The 18,603-nt window shown below is 73.1% G+C and carries 9 protein-coding genes; 2 read left to right on the forward strand and 7 right to left on the reverse strand.

Annotated features, from left to right (window positions below; all coding sequences use genetic code 11):
• Positions 1 to 4 precede the first annotated feature (4 nt).
• From OHA61_RS03180 to OHA61_RS03205, 6 genes are read right to left on the reverse strand one after another with little or no spacing between them, the layout of a single operon-like run.
• Positions 5 to 1,864, reverse strand: coding sequence for a class I SAM-dependent methyltransferase (locus OHA61_RS03180; RefSeq protein ID WP_406301575.1), 1,860 nt, complete (start codon positions 1,862 to 1,864; stop codon positions 5 to 7).
• Positions 1,861 to 3,030 (reverse strand): glycosyltransferase, encoded by a 1,170-nt coding sequence (locus OHA61_RS03185; RefSeq protein WP_406301576.1) that lies wholly within the window; start codon positions 3,028 to 3,030, stop codon positions 1,861 to 1,863. Before OHA61_RS03185 ends, OHA61_RS03180 begins: the two co-directional genes overlap by 4 nt.
• The gene (locus OHA61_RS03190; RefSeq protein ID WP_406301577.1) at positions 3,027 to 3,842 is read right to left on the reverse strand and encodes an alpha/beta fold hydrolase; all 816 of its coding nucleotides are present in this window, start codon (positions 3,840 to 3,842) and stop codon (positions 3,027 to 3,029) included. The genes OHA61_RS03185 and OHA61_RS03190 overlap by 4 nt, the downstream gene beginning before the upstream one ends.
• Positions 3,843 to 3,847: 5 nt before the next feature.
• Positions 3,848 to 4,198, reverse strand: a complete 351-nt coding sequence (locus tag OHA61_RS03195; protein ID WP_406301578.1) for an acyl carrier protein — start codon at positions 4,196 to 4,198, stop codon at positions 3,848 to 3,850.
• A complete protein-coding gene (locus tag OHA61_RS03200; RefSeq protein ID WP_406301579.1) occupies positions 4,188 to 8,606 on the reverse strand; it encodes a beta-ketoacyl synthase N-terminal-like domain-containing protein in 4,419 nt (1,472 codons plus the stop codon). The genes OHA61_RS03195 and OHA61_RS03200 overlap by 11 nt, the downstream gene beginning before the upstream one ends.
• The gene (locus OHA61_RS03205; RefSeq protein WP_406301580.1) at positions 8,599 to 15,333 is read right to left on the reverse strand and encodes an SDR family NAD(P)-dependent oxidoreductase; all 6,735 of its coding nucleotides are present in this window, start codon (positions 15,331 to 15,333) and stop codon (positions 8,599 to 8,601) included. Before OHA61_RS03205 ends, OHA61_RS03200 begins: the two co-directional genes overlap by 8 nt.
• A 448-nt stretch (positions 15,334 to 15,781) precedes the next feature.
• On the opposite strand from OHA61_RS03205, the gene OHA61_RS03210 reads away from it, so the two are divergent.
• Positions 15,782 to 16,675, forward strand: a complete 894-nt coding sequence (locus tag OHA61_RS03210) for a LysR family transcriptional regulator (protein ID WP_406301581.1) — start codon at positions 15,782 to 15,784, stop codon at positions 16,673 to 16,675.
• Between the two features lie 39 nt (positions 16,676 to 16,714).
• Here OHA61_RS03210 and OHA61_RS03215 read toward each other — a convergent pair whose 3' ends face one another.
• A complete protein-coding gene (locus OHA61_RS03215) occupies positions 16,715 to 17,623 on the reverse strand; it encodes an alpha/beta fold hydrolase (protein WP_406301582.1) in 909 nt (302 codons plus the stop codon).
• An 89-nt stretch (positions 17,624 to 17,712) separates the two neighbouring features.
• On the opposite strand from OHA61_RS03215, the gene OHA61_RS03220 reads away from it, so the two are divergent.
• Positions 17,713 to 18,603, forward strand: a complete 891-nt coding sequence (locus OHA61_RS03220) for a LysR family transcriptional regulator (protein ID WP_406301583.1) — start codon at positions 17,713 to 17,715, stop codon at positions 18,601 to 18,603.

An 18,603-nucleotide genomic window follows, 5' to 3' on the forward strand; every position in this document is an offset into this window, starting at 1 on the left:
TCCCTCATCCGCTCTCGGGGCCCGCCGGTGTCCTGCGGGCCAGCAGCCGGTAGGCGTTGCCGCCGTCGGTGACGCGGGCCGCGGCCGCGCGCAGTCTGTCCAGGGCCGCGGCTGCCGCGAAGCACGGCAGCGCCGCCGTCCAGACCCCCTTGCGCGCCACTCGCTGAGCCACGGTGGCGCTGCCCGGTCCCCAGGGTGCGAACGGATTGGGGGCGATCCGGTTCGCGGCGAGCAGGACGACGCCGACGAAGTCGCAGGCCTGGTGGGCCGCGCCGTGCTCCTCGGCCAGGACCGTGAACCCACGCTCGGCCAGTGCCTGCTTGAGGTTGGCGATCGGCATGAGGTGCTGGTGCTGGGGCTGGAACCAGGGAAGCCAGTACGAGCCGAGCACGCGGGCGAGCCGTGACTCGGGGTCGGGCAGTTCGATGAGCAGATGCCCGCCGGCGGGCAGCACCTCGGCGGCCGCGTCGAGCTCGGCGAAGGGGTCCCGGGTGTGCTCCAGGTAGTGGAACATGCTGATCGTGTCGTAGCGGTGCACGAGCGTGGCGGCGAGCTCCGGGAACTGCCCGCGGTGGGCCGCCTCGACCCAGCCGCGGGCTTCCGCGTCCCGCACCGCGGCGGCCATGTCGAGACCGTCGAAGCGGGTGTCCGGCCACACCTCGCGCGCTCCGTTGCAGAAGTGGCCGTGTCCGGTGCCCACGTCGAGCCAGGCGGCGGGCGTGCCGAAGGGTTTCAGCATGGCGGCGCGGGCCATATACGAGCGGTTCATGCGGCCGAAGACCGCGGACGCGCTGCTGACGCTGAGACCGTCGTAGAAGTCGCGGTAGTAGAAGTCGAGTCCGTCCAGGGACAGCCGCGGGTTCTGGAAGACATGCCCGCAGCCGCCGCACTGTTCGAGACAGAAGCGGCCGGGCTTGGCCTGGAACTGATCCGGCATCCGGGTGCGCAGGGAGAGGTCGGTGGAGCCGCACCAGGGGCAGTCGGGGCGGCGCGGCTCGAAGAACCGCTCGGTGCCCGCCTTGAGTTCGGCCTCATATCCGGGCCGGAGCGCTTCCACTTCCGGCCAGGGTCCGGCAGGGGCCGGTCGCAGGGTGGCCGCCGTGCGGAGGGCGGCGTTCAGGGAGTGCAGCGGCCGCGCCGCGGTGGCGCGCGGCAGGTCGGCCGGGCGCAGCGGGCTGCTCGCAGCGCCGAGGACCAGCGCGGGCTGCAGCCAGTACAGGGCGAGTGCCGCGGCGCCCCAGCGGCCGTCCTTGACGGCCGCGCGTGCCAGCAGGGCCAGACCGGCGAGGTGCGCGGCGGTCAGCACACCCGGAGGCAGTCCCTGGGCTCGCAACTCCCCTGCGCGGAGAGTGAGTTCTGGGGACGGGACGGTGAGACCGGGGGCGATGGCGACACCGGTCTCCCCTGCGGCGTACTCCTTCACCCGGCCGAGGAGGACGTGCAGTTCGGCGGTGTCGAGGTCGCTCCCGGTCTCGACACCGGCGCGGCTGCGGACGTCCTCGGCGATCAGTACGGCCTGTCCCGCGCCACGCGCCTGTGTGGTACGGGCAAAGCGGGCGTCGCCGAGGTCGAGCAGCCGGAGCAGGCTCAGCGCGCGTTCCGCGTCGAGGCTGCCCGGCAGCAGGTCGAGCACCTTCAGACCGGTTCGCTCCGCGTACGCGACGGCGGCGCCCACGGTGGCTTCGTCGGCCTCGACGCCCCGGGCGGTGATCAGATGCCAGCCGTCCGTGGGCGCACGGTCCCCGGCCGGGTCGAGCACCGGTATCGCGGCCAGCCGCCGACGGGCGCGGACGGTGCCCGCGGTGAGCCCTGCGAGCAGGGCGGCGGCCGCCCAGGGGACGCGGCGGGTACGGGACTGTGTCATAGCAGCTTCTCCAACCTGTCGGCCGCGGCCGCGGCTCCCCCGGCCGCCGCGAAGGATGCCTGGACACGGCGGGCGGCCCGCCGGTGGTTCGGGTCGTCGAGGACTGCGCTCAGGGCCGTGTGGACCTCGTCCGCGCGGGGGCGGCCGAAGTGCACCCGGATTCCGGCCCCGCACGTGGCCACCTGCTGGGCGACGATCGGCTGGTCGTCGCGGACCGGCGCGACGACCAGGGGCAGTCCGTGGGCGAGCGCCTCGCAGACGGTGTTGTGCCCGCCGTGGCAGACCACGGCGTCGAGGTGCGGCAGCAACGCGAGTTGAGGGACGTATTCCTGGAGCAGGACGTGGTCCTGACGCGCGTCGCCGACCAGGTCCGCGGGTGCGGCCACGATCAGCTGCACCCGGTCGGCCAGGCGCTCGGCGGCCCGCAGGACCGCGGCGTAGAAGCGGCCGCCGGCCTCGCGGTTGAGCGTGCCGAGGGACACCAGTACCCGGCGGCGCACGGGATCCAGCCGCCGCCAGGGGAACGATGAGCCGTCCGACGGGCGGGCGCCCAGCGCGGGGCCGGTGAAGGCGTAGTGCTCGGGCCACGTCTCACCCGCGCCGACGAGCTCGGGGGTGGAGAAGACCAGGACCAGCCGGTCCGAGAAGCGTGGGTCCCAGCCGCCGGGCGCGCCGGAGGCGGCAAGGAATCCGTTGATCCGTTCCTTCACCCACTCCCCCACTTTGGGGAAACCCGCGAAGGGCCGGGTGAACTCGGCCGTGGTGGTCGAGGAGGTCACCCACGGCAGTCCGCGCCGCCGGGCGACCACCGCACCGGCGAGAGCCTGCTGGTCGGCGACGAGCACATCGGGGGCGTACGCGTCGACGGCCGCATCGACACCGGGCAGCATTCCGTGGGCGAGCGGAATGAGCGCCTCCTCCCACAGGAAGCGCAGAGCGGCGGCGCCGCGCAGATCACGCCAGCGTCCGTGCAGCGCGCCGTAGCCGCCGGGGCCCGAACGCTCGCCGGACGGGATGAGGGTGGCGCGGGCGGGCAGCAGAGGGGGCAGGACTTCGGCGGGGCCGGTCCATGCGACCTCGTGTCCGCGTGCGGTGAGTTCGGCGGCGACGGCGACCGTGGGGTTGACATGTCCGGCCAGCGGCGGGACGACGAACAGCACCTTCATACCGTCACCGCCTCGGGCTGCCGCCGAACTGCTTCGGACAGCCGGTCCAGTACGGCCCGCCGCAGCTCTGTGGTGGCGCCCTGCAGGACGTCGTGGCCGAGGCCCGGCACCACGCGCACAGTGCAGTCGGACGCGTGGCGAGCCAACTCCCGGGCACCGCAGACGAGTTCGGAGTGCTCTCCGCAGACGGCGAGCACCGGGCAGCGCACCCGGGCGAAGTCCTGGGCGGTGAAGGGCCGCCCCGCCGCGATGTCGTCGATCAGGGTGGTGCGGTTGAGGAGTTCGTCGGCCGTCGCGGTCAGCCGGGCCGCCTTGCGCGCTCCGAGCGAGGCCAGTTCACGCGGTACCTCGCTGCCTTCGAGGTCGAGGGCGGCGACGGACAGCGTGTCGAGCATGTTGTCGACCCAGGGGCCGCTCAGCGGGGCCTCGATCAGGATGAGTCCGGCGACGAGGTCTGGGCGGGCGAGTGCGGTGTGCAGTGCGAGGGTTCCGCCGAAGCTGTTGCCGACGAGATGGACGGGCTGCTCATCGAGGCCGAGCGCCCCGAGCAGGGCGGTCAGATCACGGACGGCGGTGGCGGTGTCGTATCCGCTCGACGGGCGCTCGGTGCGGCCGTGGCCTCGCAGGTCGTACAGGACGACTTCGTGCCCTGCCTGCGCGGCCGGGACGGCGAGGGTGCAGTAGAAGCTGGAGAGGTTGTCGACGACCAGGCCGTGGAGGAAGACGACCCTCGCTCCGGCGTCGCCGCCCGTGTCCGCCGCGGGCAGCCGCTGGACGTGGAAGCGGAGGGAGTTGGCGATGATCTCGGCCATGGCGGTCAGCCGGCCGGAGCCGGGGCCGGTGCCCCGGCAACGGTCGGAGAGGGATCCCCGGCGCCCGCCGGAGCGGGTCTCCCGGCGATGTGCGAGACGAGGTCGCCGACGGTCATCGCCAGGATCTCCTCCATGTCCTTTTCGGCCAGGAAGGCGATCAGGTCCACGGCTGACCCGTAACGCTGCTGGAGCAGTTCGGCGAGAGCGACGAACTCGATGCTCTCCAGCGCCAGGTCCTCGTTGAAGGTGGTGTCCAGCGTGACCTCTTCGGCGAGGAGGAACTCGTCACCGACGGTCTCGACGAGCATGGCGGTGATCTCGGCGAGTATCTGTTCGGCGATGGGGTCAGATGTCATGGCCGGCCTCCGGCGGGGTCGGGGTGGGGGGTACGGTCCGGGCGACAACATGGGTTACGGGGTGGCTGTCCGGGCCGGGCAGATCATCGACGGTGCTGATCCGTACGGCGTGGCTGCGGCCCTCGGGAGAGCGCACCCGCAGCCCTGTGGGTCCGTCGGTGACGTTCCACTGCCGCAGGCGGCCGCCCAGGCCGGTGCCTTCGGCCTTGGCCGCGGCTTCCTTGGCGCACCAGAGCGCGGTGAGCGCCTGCGCACTGCCGCACCCTTCCCGCGCCGCGAACTGCTCGGCGAGCTCCCGCTCTTCGGCGGTGAGCGCGATACGGCTCAGCGCCGCCGGGTCCTCGGTGACGGTCTCGATGTCGATACCGACGGCGTGGGACTGATGCGCGTACGCGACCGCCAGCCGGTCCTTGTGGGCCAGCGAGAGCCGCAGTGCGGCGGCGAGCGGACCCTTCGCGCGGGGGCGGCCCGACTCGTCGTTGCCGACCTGCACCTCCACCGGGAAGAGGGGCCCCGCGCCGCCGTCCCACAGCAGATGTCGTACGGCGTCCTTGGCGGCGATCCGCCCGAGCAGCCAGGGCGCGCGGGCGCGCGGCGGGCGCTGCTCGTACACGGCGCGCTCGGCGGCGCCCAGATAGCGCCGCATCACCAGCTCCTGGGATGCCGGGTCGGTCCAGCGCCGCCGGGCGAGGCACCAGCCGCCGGGCTGCGGTTCGCCGATCCCGCAGATCTCCGGGGTGAACTTCATGGGCCACACCCGTTCGTCGGCGGCGAAGCGCCGGTAGGTCCACCCTTCGAGGCGGGCCCACACCGTGCCGTCGGCGGTGAGTTCCACATCGCCCAGGACGGAGTCGGGTCGCACGGCCCGGATACGGGCGGTGGCGTGCAGGAGCGCCCCATCGCGCGGCGCGGGCCCGTAAAGGCTCACCCGCTCCAGCGATGCGGGGAAGACCAGGCGGTCTGCCGTCAGCCTCAACTGCATCCAGTGGCCGAGCAGTTGTCCGGCGGCATCCAGCAGCGCGCCCGGCGCGGGCAGCGCCCGCAGCACCCCGCGAATGCCGTCGTCGGCGACGGCGGTCACCTCGTGGACCCCGGCGAAGGCCGGACCGTGGAACATCCACCGGTCGCGGTAGAGGGCCTCCGCGCTGACCGGAGGCGTCGATTCACGGGTCAGCGTCGAGAGATCGGGGGCGGGCGGCTTCGCGTGGCGGTCGGCGAGGTGGACGGTGACGGTCGCGCAATCGCCGATCTCCACACGTATCCGGCTGCTCCCGCTGTCGCCGGTCACGGTGAACTCGGCGTCGACGGGCGGGTCGACGGGCAGCCAGCGCAGGGCCCGTACCTCCGCGAAACCGGTCACGACCGGTCCGGGAACCGCCGCGCGTGCGGCGTCGGCGGCCAGTTCCAGCAGGGTGGTCATGGGGACGACGGGGAAGCGGTCCGAGGGCTCGGGCCAGCCGTCGGGCTGGAGATAGACGCAGTGGTCGCGGACGTACGGCATGGTGTCGAGGGAAAGCCGTCGCCGGGAGTTGTACGGGGCGAGGACGGAGGGCCGGACGCTCTTCGCGCGCCAGGCCTCGGCGACGGCGCGCACCGTGTCCTGTGTCTCGCCGGCCACGGCGTCGAGGGCCGACAGCAGTACCGGCCCGCCGGTGGCCGGTACCCGAGGCGGGTCGGCCAGCCGGAGCGAGGGCGCGGCGGCGCCGAGACTCACCAGCGATGAGCCGAGATCGAGCCGCACGAGGTCCGGCCCCGGCGGTGCCACCGGACTCGCCGACTCGGGCTCGGCCAGCCGGTCCCAGCGAGGGTTCAGTCCCTCCGTCCACAACGCGGCGGCCAGACGGCTCAGTTGATCGAGACCGCTCCCGCCCCGGAGCGCGCCCGCGGAGATGGCGAGGTGGTCCCGCCCGTGCAGGGTGTCCGCCACGAAGCCGGGGAGGCTGCCCGGACCCATCTGCACGAAGGCGCGCACTCCCTCCGCGTACAGCCGCGTCGTCAGCTCCCGGAAGCGCACCGGCTCCAGCAGATGACGCAGCACCACGTCCCGTACCTCGTCCTGGGCGCCCGGGTAGGCGGCCACCGTGGTCGCCGACCAGACCGGCACGGCCGGCGGCCCGACCGGCAGTGCGCCGAACGCGGCGCGCACCTGGTCCAGGTACGGCCCCCACATGGGCGTATGGAAGCCCGACCGGAAGGGCAGCTCCTGGGTGAGTACGCCCTGGGCGGCCAGTCGGCTCAGCGCCTCGGCGATGGGGCGCGGCTCCCCGCACAGCACCGACTGGTGAGGGCAGTTGTCGTGGCTGACGGCGACGCCGCTGAGCCCGTGCAGCGCGGCGGCCGCCTGCCGGACCCCGCAGCCCAGCGCCGCGTACGCCAGGTCGGGCACGTCGAGATCGCCCGGTCTCAGCGAGTCGAGGAAGGTGTCGACGGCCTGCCGCGGATACATCCCCGCGACGACCATGGCGGTCCACTCGCCGAGGCTGTGTCCGGCCAGCAGGTCGGCGTGGATGCCCAGTTCGGGCAGTACCCGGGCGAAGAGGCGGCCGACGACGATGGTGTCCAGCGCCCGTTCCATCAGTGCGTCCCCGCCGGTCAGGGCGGGCCGGGGAAGCCCGAACCGGTCGGCGACATCATCGACGTAGGGCGTGAAGTCCGGTTCCAGGCCAGGGAAGACGAAGGCCACCCTGCCGTCGCGCGCGAGCAGCGGGCTGGGCGTGAACCAGACGCCGCCGCGCCCGCGCCACGGCCTTCCGCGGGCGACGACCGCCGCTGCCAGGGCCCGGCGTTTGGGTGTCAGTCCGAGGACGGCGAGGCGACAAGGGCCTTCGGACACACCAGGTACCTGTGCTGCCGAGTCCGGCAACGCCTCCACGAGACGGCCGAGTTCCGCGGCGGTGGCCGCAGCCAGCAGCGTGATGCGAGCGGGCGGCGCGGCGGCGGCGGCCGAGATTACCCGCCCGCCCGCGGCGAATGCCCCCGGCGCCTCTTCCAGCACCACATGCGCGTTGATCCCGCCGAAACCGAAGGCGTTCACCCCCGCCCGTCGCGCCACGCGCCCCCGGTGCCACGGCTCCGTCTGCGTCACCGGGCGCATGCGCGTGCTCGCGAAGCCCTCGTGCGGCTCTTCGAGATGCAGGGTCGGGGGCAGCGTCCCCTCGTGCACGGCGAGTACGGCCTTGATCAGCCCGGCCATCCCGGAGGCCTGCATCGTGTGGCCGAGCATCGATTTCACGGAACCCATGGCGACCTGTTCGGCGCCGTGCGTGCGCGGGCCGAACACCTCGGCCAGAGTGGTGAGTTCGGCCTCGTCGCCGACCGGTGTCCCGGTGCCGTGCGCCTCCAGCAGCCCGAGCGCGCCGGGCGCTGCCGGATCGAGCCCGGCCCGCACCCAGGCCTGGCGCAGGGCACGTACCTGGCCGTCCACCAAGGGGCTCATCAGGCTGGCGGCGCGGCCGTCACCGGCGACGCCGACGCCCCGTACGACGGCGTAGACGCGGTCGCCGTCGCGTTCGGCGTCCGCCAGGCGCTTGAGCAGGACGACGCCGGTGCCTTCGGACAGCAGCGTGCCGTCTGCGCGGCGGTCGAAAGGCCGGATGTGCTGACTGGGGCTGAGTGCCCGCAGCTGGGTGAAGACGCTCCAGAGCGTGGCGATATGACAGTGGTGCACGGCTCCGGCGACCACCAGGTCGCAACTGCCGCCCGCGAGCAGACCGACGCCCTGCTCGACGGCGAGCAGCGAGGAGGCACACGCGGCGTCGATGGTGTAGGCGGGGCCACGGAAGTCGAGGCGGTTGGCGGTCCTGGCGGCGGTGAAGCTCGGTACGAGCCCGATGGACGCCTCGGGCCGCTCGGGACCCAGCCCGGCCTGGAAGGCTTCGCGTACCTCGGTGATGCGCTTCTCGCCGAGTTCCGGGGCGAGTTCGCGCAGCGTCGCGGCGAGCTGGTGGGCGGTGCGCACGCGCTGGTCGAGGCGCGCGGTGGCGACGCCCATGAAGCCGCCACGGCCGAGGATGACGCCGATTCGGGACCGGTCGGCGGGCAGCCGTTCCTCGCCCCCGGCATCGGCCACGGCCTCGGCGATGACCCGCAGGGCGAGCAGCTGATCGGGCTCCGCTCCGGCCACGGCTGCGGGCATGATGCCGAAACGGGTCGGCTCGAAGGCGGTGAGCTCGTCGATGAAGCCGCCACGGCGGCAGTAGAAGTGGTCGCTGCGGGCGGGTCCTTCGGTGCCGTTCGGGTCGTAGTAGACCTCGGGGTCCCAGCGGCCGGGCGGTACGTCGCTGATGGCGTCCGTGCCCGCGAACAGATTGCGCCGGTACGCGGCCAGATCGGTGGCGCCGGGGAAGACGGCGCCCATGCCGACGATCGCGGCGTCGCTCGGCCGGGGACCGCGACGCTCCTCAGCCATGGCGGGACTCCCCCGGGTCCTGTGCCAGGAGGACGACCTGGCCGGTGGTGCCGTGGGCCAGCTCGGCGAGGAGGGCGGCCGTGCCCGCGGCCGGATCGAGGAGGGGGATGCCGCGGCTCGCGTACATCCGTTCCAGCTCGGGGGTGACCATGCCGCCCGCCTCGGCCGCCCAGGGGCCCCAGTCGACGGCGAGTACCCGGCCCGGGAAACGCTGGGACCAGGAGGGGGTGGCGGCCAGGGTGTCCAGAGCTTCGTTGGCGGCCGCGTAGTCCGCCTGACCGCGGTTGCCGAAGACTCCGGCGACGCTGCCGAAGAGGACGAGGAAGCCGGGCGGCGGGCCGTCCCCGTGGTCGGCGGCGGCGTCGATGAGATGGCGGGCGCCGTCGACCTTGGTGGCGAACACCCGGGCGAAGGAGGCCGGGTCCTTGTCGCGCAGCAGCTTGTCCTCGATGGTTCCGGCGCCGTGCACGAGACCGTCGAGACGGCCGTGCCGGGCGCGTACGCCACGGATCACGTCGCGTACCGCACGCGGATCGGTGACGTCAGCCGCGTGGTACCGCACCGAGGCGGCAGACCCGGTGAGAGCGGCGAGGGTGGTGCGGATCTCGCGCGCGGCGAGGATGCCGGTCGCGGCGGCCTCGATCTCGGCGGGGGTGCGCAGGCCCTGCCGGACGAGGGCCGCACGCAGGGCGACCCGGTCGTGGGCGTGGGCGACGGCCGGGTCCTCGGCGTCGTCGGGGAGCGGGGTGCGGCCGATGAGTTCGACATGGCATCCGGTGGCGCCGGCGAGGGCGATGGCTGTACGGGCGGTGATACCGCGGGCCCCGCCGGTGAACAGGACTACCGCGTCGCGGTCGAGCGGTAGCGGTGGTTCCGGTTCATCGGCCGGGAGAGGAACGAAGGCGGTACGAAGGGTGTTGCGGGTGCCGTTGGTGTAGCCGATGACCACGGGCTCTTCGGGAGCGCACAGTTCGGCGATCAGATGGGCGGCGATCCGCTCGGGACGGTCCTTGGGGTCGATGTCCACGGCACGTACGGCGGTGCCGGGATGCTCGATCGCCGCGGTGCGGGCGAAGCCGTACAGGCCGGCACCGGGGATCGGGTCGGGCGACGAGCCCGGCACCTCCTGCGACGGTGCGGTCCTGCCGAAGGCTCCACCGCGTCCGGTGACGAGCAGCAGTCGGCGGGTGCCCGCCGCCAGGATCCCGCGCAGGGCACCGAAGGTCTCGGGCAGCACGGGGTACGGGGCGGGACGCAGCGAGCTCAGGTCCACGACCCCGTCGGCTCCGGCCGCGTCGGCGAGCCGCTCGGGGTGGAGGGTGCGCACCTCGGCGCCGTGGGATTCGAGTGCGGCGGCCAGTGCGGCGGCGACGCCGAGACCGTCGTCGACGACGGCCAGCCGAAGGCCGGGCAGTACATCGGCGGGGTCGCGGGTGTCGGGCGGCCCCACGGGGGTGACCTCGACCAGCAGCCGCGCGGGGCGCCTCGGCCGGACCGGACCGGTGGACGGGAGCATGGTCTGCTCAGTTGCCGGGGCCGGGGCCGGTTCGGGTGTCGTGGTCGTGCCGCGAGCGACGATCCAGTCGACGATGCCGCTGATGGTCTTCAGCCGGGACAGTTCCTCGACGGCCGATTCCGCCGGGCCGTCCACACCGCGCGGCAGCCCGATCCGGTCGGCCAGGGCCCCGATGATCTCTACACGCTTGATGGAGTCCACCGACAGGTCGGCCTCCAGGTCCAGCGCGGGGTCGAGCATCTCCCGGGGATAGCCGGTGCGTTTGTGGACGATCTCCAGTACGGCGTCGAGGAGTTGGTCCGGCGTCAGAGGGCGGCGGTCCGGCTCTTCGGCGGCGGGTTGCGGTGCGGTGATCTCCGGAGCCCGCGCGGCTATGCCAGTCGGCGGCGGGGCCTCCGCACCCAAGTAGCCGAGCAGCACGTCCCGTTGGGCTGCGACCAGTTCCCGCGCTCCGCGCAGATACTCCAGGACGGCGTCCTCCCGCCGGTCGGCGGTGGCGGCAGCGGCGGCCGGTGTCACCCGGCGTGCCGGAAGCAGCCCGCCCGTCACCGGCTTGCCGTCCGCCGTCCTTACGAGATGGCCGTCGACCAGCCATCCGGCGCGCCGTGGCGGTTCGGCGGGCAGCGTTGCGGAGCGGCCCCTGAACAGCGGCTCCGGGTCGAACGGGACGCCCGCCGCGGCGAGTTCGGCGAGCGCGGTCACCAGACGGGTCACGCCGTGCTCTCCCGCGATGTCGAGGGGAACAGCGGCGTGGGGCCGGTCGCCCAGGATGCGGCCGACCAGAGCGCTGAGCACCCGGCCCGGTCCGGCCTCCACGAAGGTCCGCACCCCTGCCGCGTACATGGCTTCGATCTGCTCGGCGAAACGCACGGGCTCGGCGACCTGGCGGGCCAGCATCTCCCGTACGGCCGCCGCGTCGGCCGGATAGAGGTCCGCGGTGGTGTTCGACCAGACCGGGATCGCGGGCTCGGTGACGCAGGCCCGAGCCAGCTCCTCGGCCAGCTCCTGTGCGGCCCCGGCGACGACCTCGCTGTGGAAGGCGCAGGCCACCGGGAGGCGTTCGGCCCGGATGCCCGCCCCGCGCAGTGCGCCGATCGCGGCGTCGACCGCGCCCGTCGGGCCGGAGATGACGCTCTGCGCCGGTGCGTTGTGGTTGGCGACGACGCATCCGGACGGCAGGTCGGGCAAGTCCTGTGGGGCAGAGGCCACCGCGGCCATCGCTCCCGGGTCGTCCCCGGCGGCGGCGAGGATCGCCTCCGCCCGGCGTTCGCTGAGCCGCAGGAGCGTCGCCGTGTCGTAGGCGCCGGCGGCCCAGACTGCGACCAGCTCGCCGTAGGAGTGTCCGGCGGTGCAGTCGGGGCGTATGCCGAGGGAGGTGAGCAGGAGGTGTGCGGCGGCGCCGGTGAGCCCGAGGGCCGGCTGAGCGGTCCGGGTGTCGGTGACGGCCGCGCGCTGGGCGGCCCGGTCCTCGGGCGTGAAGGCGGCGGGCGGGAACATCGTGGCAGTCCGGCGCGGATCCTGGTCGTACAGAAGCCCCCTCAGCCGGGGAAAGGCGATGAACAGATCGCCGAGCATGCCCGGCCGCTGGCTGCCCTGCCCCGGGAAGAGGAAGGCGGTCCGCCCGGGACCTTGCGCTTCGTCGCGTACATGGATGCCGTCGCCGTGGACGAACTCCCGGGCCTGCTCCAGTTTTCCGGCCAGATCGTCGAGTGAGGTGGCGACCACCGCGACGTGGATCGTCCCCTCACCGGCGGAGGTCTCCGCGGCGAGGTCGCGCAGCGGCCACGGCCGTCCCGCCCTGTCGTTCTGCTCCAGCCGGGCGGCGAGGCGTTCGATGAACCGGAGGGCGGCGGTCCGGTCGGCCCCGCGGAAGCAGAACAGCTCCGCCGGCCAGGCGTCCAGGCCGTGGGCGGGCTCGTCCTCGTCCCCGTAACCGGCAAGCACCGCATGGTAGTTGGTGCCGCCGAAGCCGAAGGCACTCACTGCCGCGATGCGGCGTCCGGCGGGCTCGGTCCAGGGCCTGGCCTCGGTGTCGAAGCAGAAGGGGCTGCTGCCTGGCTGCCAGTCGGGGTTGGGGCTCGTCAGGTGCAGCGTCGGCGGCCGTACGCCGCGGTGCACGGCCCGTGCCGCCTTGATCAGTCCGGCCAGGCCCGCCGCACATTTCGTATGGCCGAGCTGCGACTTGACCGAACCGAGCGAACAGAGGCCCGGCTCGCCACCGCCGAAGACCTCGGTGAGGACGCCCAGTTCGGTGCTGTCGCCCACGACGGTGCCTGTGCCGTGCGCCTCCACCAGACCGATCTGACGGGGCGCGATCCCGGCCCGCCGGTAGGCGCGTTCCAGGGCCCGCCGCTGTCCTTCGGGGCGGGGTGCGGTGAGGCCGAGGGAGCGTCCGTCGCTGGAGGCGCCGACGGCCTTGACGACGGCGTAGACGCGGTCGCCGTCGCGTTGCGCGTCCGCGAGGCGTTTGAGTACGAGGCAGGCGACGCCCTCGCCGAGCGCGATGCCGTCGGCGGAGGCGTCGAAGGGGCGGCAGCGTCCGGTGGGTGAGAGGGCGCGTACGGAGGCGAACATCAGGTAGTCGTTGATGCCGTTGTGCACATCGGCGCCGCCGCACAGCACCATGTCGCTGTCCCGGTCGCGCAGTTGCTTGCAGGCCAGGTCCAGTGCGGCGAGCGAGGAGGCGCAGGCGGCGTCGATCGTGCAGTTGGCGCCCCCGAGGTCGAGGCGGTTGGCGACCCGCCCGGCGATGACGTTCGCGAGGACTCCTGGGAACGAGTCCTCGGTCAGCCGGGGCAGCTGGTCGTCCAGCTCGGGCGGCAGTGCGCCGAGATAGCCGGGGTACAGGGCGCGGAAGCCGTACGCGCCCGCGAGATCCGTGCCCGCCTCCGCGCCGAAGACGACCGAGGTGCGGGAGCGGTCGAAGTGCCGCTCGCCCGCGTATCCGGCGTCGGCGAGGGCGCGGGCCGCGATGTCGAGGGCGAGGAGCTGCACCGGTTCGATACTGCCGAGCGAGGCAGGGGCGATTCCGTGCGCGAGCGCGTCGAAGGGTGCCGGTGGCAGGAAGCCGCCCCACCGGGACGGGGTCCGCTCCCCCGCGCGCGCCGGGTCCGGGTCGTAATGGGCGGCGCTGTCCCAGCGGTCGGCGGGTACCTCGGTCACGGAGTCGGTCCCGGCGACGATGTTGGCCCAGTACCCGGCGAGGTCGTCGGCGCCGGGATAGCGGCAGGCCATGCCCACGATCGCGATGTCGAGCGGTGCCTGATCCGTCTCGTGCGGGGATGCAGCGCACAGCTGTTCCCAGCGCCGTTCGAGCAACTGCGTGGCGCCTTCGGTCACTTGGGCGTGGAGGGCGGCGACCGTAGTGGTCGCGGTGCGGGCGGTGGCGATCTGGCCGAGCATGTAGAGGCCTTCGCCGCGCTGTTCGTCCTCGTCCACCGGGACGAGCCCACTCGCTGTGCGGCGCAGGCCCTTGCTGGCGATCCGCAGCCGCCCGAGGTTGAGTTTCTCCAGCTCCTCCCAGACCTCGTTCGGGCTCGCGCCGTCCTGCCGCAGCCGCTGGGCGGTGGCGCTGAAGACGTCGGTGTACGGCGTGGTGGCGCAGCGGGTGGCATGGCCCGGGGCGGTGCGCAGGAGCGTGGTGGCCTCGCAGTCGATCGCCGCGCGCTGGAAGCCGGGCAGTACGGCTCCGGCGGCCACGGCCTCCTCGGTGAACAGATAGGCGGTGCCCATCAGAACGCCGGTGCGGGCCCCGCGCTCGGCAAGCGGACCCGCGGCGGCCATGGCCATCGCCGCGGATCGCTCGTCGTGGATGCCACCGGCGAAGAGGACGTCGAGTTCGTCGGCGTACGGGCAGGAGAGCAGCCGCTCGATCTGCTCCTCCCAGAGCGGGAAGGCGGCGCGCGGGCCGATGTGCCCGCCGCACTCCAGCCCTTCGAAGACGAAGCGCCGCGCTCCTTCGGCGAGAAACTGCTCCAGGAGTCCCGGCGACGGCACATGCAGATAGGTCCTGGTCCCGGCCGCTTCGAGGGGGGCGGCCTGGGCGGGCCGCCCGCCCGCGATGATCGCGTACGGGGGCCGGGCGTCGGCGACGGCGGCGAGCTGTTCGCGGCGCAGCTCCTCGGGGGCGAAGCCGAGCAGTCCGACACCCCAGTCCCGGCCTGCCAGGCGCTCCGCGGTCCGGGTGAGCAGTTCGCGGACATCGGGGCCGTCCATGACGGCGAGGGCGAGAAAGGGCAGCCCGCCCCCGTCCGCCACCGCCGAGGCGAAGGCGGGCCGGTCGCTGACCCGGGTCATGGGCCCCTGGGCCACGGGCAGATGGCCCTCACCCGGGCGCGAGCCGAGCGGACGGGCACGTACCGCCGCTTCCAGGTGGCCGGTGATGGCCGCCCGGACGGCCTGGACGAGCGAGCCGGTGGTGCGGTGACGTGCGGCGAGCCGGGCGGCCGTGGCTCCCTCCTGGCCGATGGGCAGCGGCTGGGTGCGCAGTCCGCGGGCGCCGAGGTGTTCGGCGATGTCCGTCTGCGGTGGCGGCAGATCCGGGCGGGCGTAGATCCGGTGTCCGCGGACGACGGTGGTTTCGCTGCCGTCCATGGCGCGGATCGCTGCCTCGACATCGCCGGGCAGCCCGGCGGCGCCCTCCGTGGTGAGCGCGAGCTGGGTGTCGAGTACGACTCCGGTGGCGCCGCCCGCGACGGCGGCGGCGGCCGTGTGGGGGCCGATGCCTCCGGCCGCGAAGACCGGAACGTTCAACTCCGGCTCGCCCAGGAGGCGTTGGAGCAGCACGAAGGTGGTCAGTTCGCCGACCCGGCCGCCAGCCTCATGCCCCCTGGCCACCAGGCCGGAAGCTCCCGCTGTGACGGCGGCCGAGGCCTCGGCGGGGCTGACCACCTCGGCCCACACCCGGCGTCCGCCGTACGCGGCCCAGCGGGCCGTCCCGGTGCGCCAGTGCTCTTCGGCGAGCAGAACGGTGTCCACCGCTGCGGGCAGTTCGTCCGGGGCCAGCGGGCACCCGGCCGGTACGCGGACTCCGTACCGCCCCCGCAGCCCGGCCATGGCGCCACGCGCCCGCTCACGGTCCCTGCCGAGGTCGAGCACGCCCAGCGCACCGGCTCGTTCCGCGGCCGCGACCATCCGGGAATTGGGCTCTTCGAAGGGGCTGACCACGATCACGAGGTCCCGGTCCGCGTGCCGGGTGGGCTGAGAGATCACGGGCTCTCCTTGGGTTCCGGGCAGGGCCTGCGAGGGGGGCCACGGCGGGTCGGACCGTGGCGTGCCGGGGACGGATCGGGACCCCAGGTCCTGTCCGGCCGATCTTGCCGGGCTCGCGTGCCCTGGCACGCACATCTGCCGCGTTGTCGTCAGTCGCCGACGCTCCGCGTCGTCTCCTTCCTCCGCCTTGCAGCTGCACGCACCAGAACCCGCTCACTGATCCGGCCTGATCGACCGGACAGGACCTACGAGAGAAGTGACCGGACGGTAACGTCCGATGCCGCGTTGCATCGTGCGGCGGTAGGCCGACACTGTCAACGCACATCAGCCACTCATGCCTCAGAGGTATGGATTACTGCCGGCCAAGTCTCAACTCAGGTGTGGATATGGGCAGTTGTTCGTGCTTGTGCCTCTTACACCCTCACGACCCGGCGGCTACCGTCCGCGCATGACCCCCACACTCCAGCAGTTGCGGTACCTCGTCGCCGTTGCGGACTGCCGCTCGATAACAGCCGCCGCGTGCTCCGTCTATATCGCCCAGCCCGCCCTCTCACGGTCCATCCAGTCCCTCGAACGGGACCTCGGCGTGGAGCTCCTGGACCGCAGGCGCCGGCGGGCGACCCTGACCCCGGAAGGCGCCCGCGTCGTACGCCTGGCCCGTACGGTCCTCGATGCCGTGGAGGCCATCGAGGACATCCGCCCGGCGCACGGCGGCAGTTCGCGTACCTCGCTGACGGTGGCCGCCACACCGACCCTGTCCCTCGATCTCGCCGCCGATCTGGTGCCCTCCTTCGCCGAACGCCACCCGGGCATCGACGTACGCCTTCTCCCGCACGACAGCCGTGAGGCACTCGTGCGGGCCCTGACCGACGGCGTGGCAGAGCTCGGCCTGGTCGATCTGCCGCTCGACAAGGAACTGTCGACGCACCATCTCCAGGACCGTGAGGTCGTCCTGATCTCTCCCCCCGGCTCCGGGCTGCCCGACCCGATCCCGTTCCGGATGCTGGGCGGCCTGCGAATGGTGCTGCCGACCCCCGGCACCGGCCGGCGCACGGAGCTGGAGGCGATGTTCGGACAGATCGGAGTACGCCCCGTGCCCGTGGTGGAAGCGGACGAGCGCCTCGCCTGGGTGACCAGTGTCGCGGACGGGCTCGGCTCGCTGATCTGGTACCGGGACATGGTGTTACGGGCCTTCGGCCACCGCGTGGAGGTCCGTTCCTTCACCCCGCCGCTGCTGCGCGCCGTCGGCATCGCGCACCCCCGCCGCCCGCTCAGCCGCGCCGCGCGCGCCTTCCTTTCCCACGCCCGGCACCACGCGCCCGTCCGCGAGCCCGCCAGATGAGCTGACGGCTGCACCGGCGCTGTCCCTTCCCGCTCACCGTCAACTGGTTCTGACCGAGGCCCGCTCGAAGAAGTCCAGCAGAAGCGCGGAAAGCCGGTCCGGCTGTTCCTCGGCGACGTAGTGGCCGCTTTCCGCCACCACCTCGCCGCGGACGTCGGAGGCGACCTCGGCCAGGCTGTCGAGCGGCGCCGGCCCGCCCGCCTGCCCACAGCCCACGGCCAGGGCGGGCATCGGCAGCTTCGTGCGGGCGAGAGCGGTGATTTCGGCGGTGTCCGCGTCGAGGCCTCGGTAGTACGCGAAGCCGTTGGCAAGCCGCTCCGGCTGGGCGTAGCTGCGCAGATACTCGGCGATGTCGTCGGGCCGGACGGCGCCGGCGTCCAGGGCGTGCCGGTAGAAGTACTCGAGCAGCACCTGCTCGCGTCCCTGAGAGAGCCCCTCGGCGAGCCCGGGTACCGAGAAGAAGCCGAAGTGCCAGAGCCCGGCGCGGGCGATCAACTCCTTGAGCCCGAAGCCGTGCAGGGGCACGCCGATCAGGGCGAAGCTGCCGACGTGGCCGGGGCGGCTCGCCGCCCACGCGTATCCGATCGGGCCGCCCAGGTCGTGCCCGACCACGTGGACCCGGGGCAGGTCCAGGGCAGCGCGCCATCCGTCGAGGAGGTCGGCGGCGATACGGACCCCGTGGCCGAGGGACGACGATCCCGAGTCACCGAGGCCGGGCAGGTCGATCGCGTACACCTCATACTGCTGCGCCAGTACGGGAATCACCTTTCGCCAGGCGTACCAGGTCTGGGGCCATCCGTGCAGCAGCACGACGGGAGTGCCCCCTGCCCTTCCCGCGTGGACCCAGTGGAGATCGACGCCGTCGACCTCGGTACGGCCGTGCTCCCAGGTGCCTGTGCCGGTGCCGCTTTCCTTTGTCGGGCCTTGTGCCCGTGTCTGCTCGCTCATGCCCGTCAGTGGACCAGGCCCGGACGACCTTTTTCATGCCCGATATATGAGCGAGGATGGCGTGATTCACTGAGAGATATCATCGAGGCATGGAACTGCGGCATCTGCGGTACGCACTGGCCGTGTCCGAGCACGCCCACTTCGGCCGGGCCGCGGCTGCTCTGGGAATCCAGCAGCCACCGCTGTCCCAGCAGATCAAGGCGCTGGAGACCGAACTCGGGGTCAGGCTCTTCGACCGCACCGGACACGGAGTGCGCCCCACGGCCGCCGGACGGGCCTTTCTGCTCCGCGCCCAGCAAGTGCTGGACCACGTCGACCTCGCCGTGCGCGACGCCGCCGACGCGGGCCGCGGGGACACCGGCTCACTGGCCGTGGGCTTCCTCGGTACCGCACTGGCCGCGGTGCTTCCCGAGGTGCTCGCAGCTTTCAGTGGCCGCTGGCCCCAGGTGCGGCTGGACCTGCGCGAACTGCCCAGTGCCCGGCAGGTCGAAGCGCTCCTCGACGGCAGCCTGGACGCCGGTTTCATCTGCGGCCCGGCGCCCGGCGCGGCCCGAAGGCACCTCACCACGGTCCCTCTGGCCCGCGAGAGCCTGGTCGCGGCCGTGCCTGCGGACCATCCGCTGGCCGGTGAGCCGTTCATCGCCCTCGATGCCCTGGCCGGGCAGCCACTGATCCTCTCCTCACGGCAGACCGAGCCCGCGGCTGCCGACACGGCCATCGCCGCGTGCCGCGCCGCGGGTTTCGAACCACGTGTCGCTCACGAGGCGGACGGTCTGCACACCCTGCTGGGGTTCGTCGCCTGCGGGCTCGGCGTCGGCATCGGCCCCACGGGCATGCGCAGATTCCGGCATGTGGGGGTCACACTGCTCCCTCTGGCGCCTGCCACGCCGAGCCTCGAATTCCACCTCGTCCACCGCACTGCCGACTCGGGCACCGTCCTGCGCAACTTCCGCAACACCGTGCAGCGTGTGGCCCGTTGA

Origin of the sequence: Streptomyces sp. NBC_00885 (assembly GCF_045207475.1) — a bacterium.
Classification (GTDB): Bacteria; Actinomycetota; Actinomycetes; order Streptomycetales; family Streptomycetaceae; genus Streptomyces.

Bases quoted from the DNA above. Each gene is read 5' to 3' on its own strand.
- OHA61_RS03180 (WP_406301575.1), bottom strand. From the start codon at position 1,864: ATGACACAGTCCCGTACCCGCCGCGTCCCCTGGGCGGCCGCCGCCCTG.
- OHA61_RS03185 (WP_406301576.1), bottom strand. From the start codon at position 3,030: ATGAAGGTGCTGTTCGTCGTCCCGCCGCTGGCCGGACATGTCAACCCC.
- OHA61_RS03190 (WP_406301577.1), bottom strand. From the start codon at position 3,842: ATGGCCGAGATCATCGCCAACTCCCTCCGCTTCCACGTCCAGCGGCTG.
- OHA61_RS03195 (WP_406301578.1), bottom strand. From the start codon at position 4,198: ATGACATCTGACCCCATCGCCGAACAGATACTCGCCGAGATCACCGCC.
- OHA61_RS03200 (WP_406301579.1), bottom strand. From the start codon at position 8,606: ATGGCTGAGGAGCGTCGCGGTCCCCGGCCGAGCGACGCCGCGATCGTC.
- OHA61_RS03210 (WP_406301581.1), top strand. From the start codon at position 15,782: ATGACCCCCACACTCCAGCAGTTGCGGTACCTCGTCGCCGTTGCGGAC.
- OHA61_RS03215 (WP_406301582.1), bottom strand. From the start codon at position 17,623: ATGAGCGAGCAGACACGGGCACAAGGCCCGACAAAGGAAAGCGGCACC.
- OHA61_RS03220 (WP_406301583.1), top strand. From the start codon at position 17,713: ATGGAACTGCGGCATCTGCGGTACGCACTGGCCGTGTCCGAGCACGCC.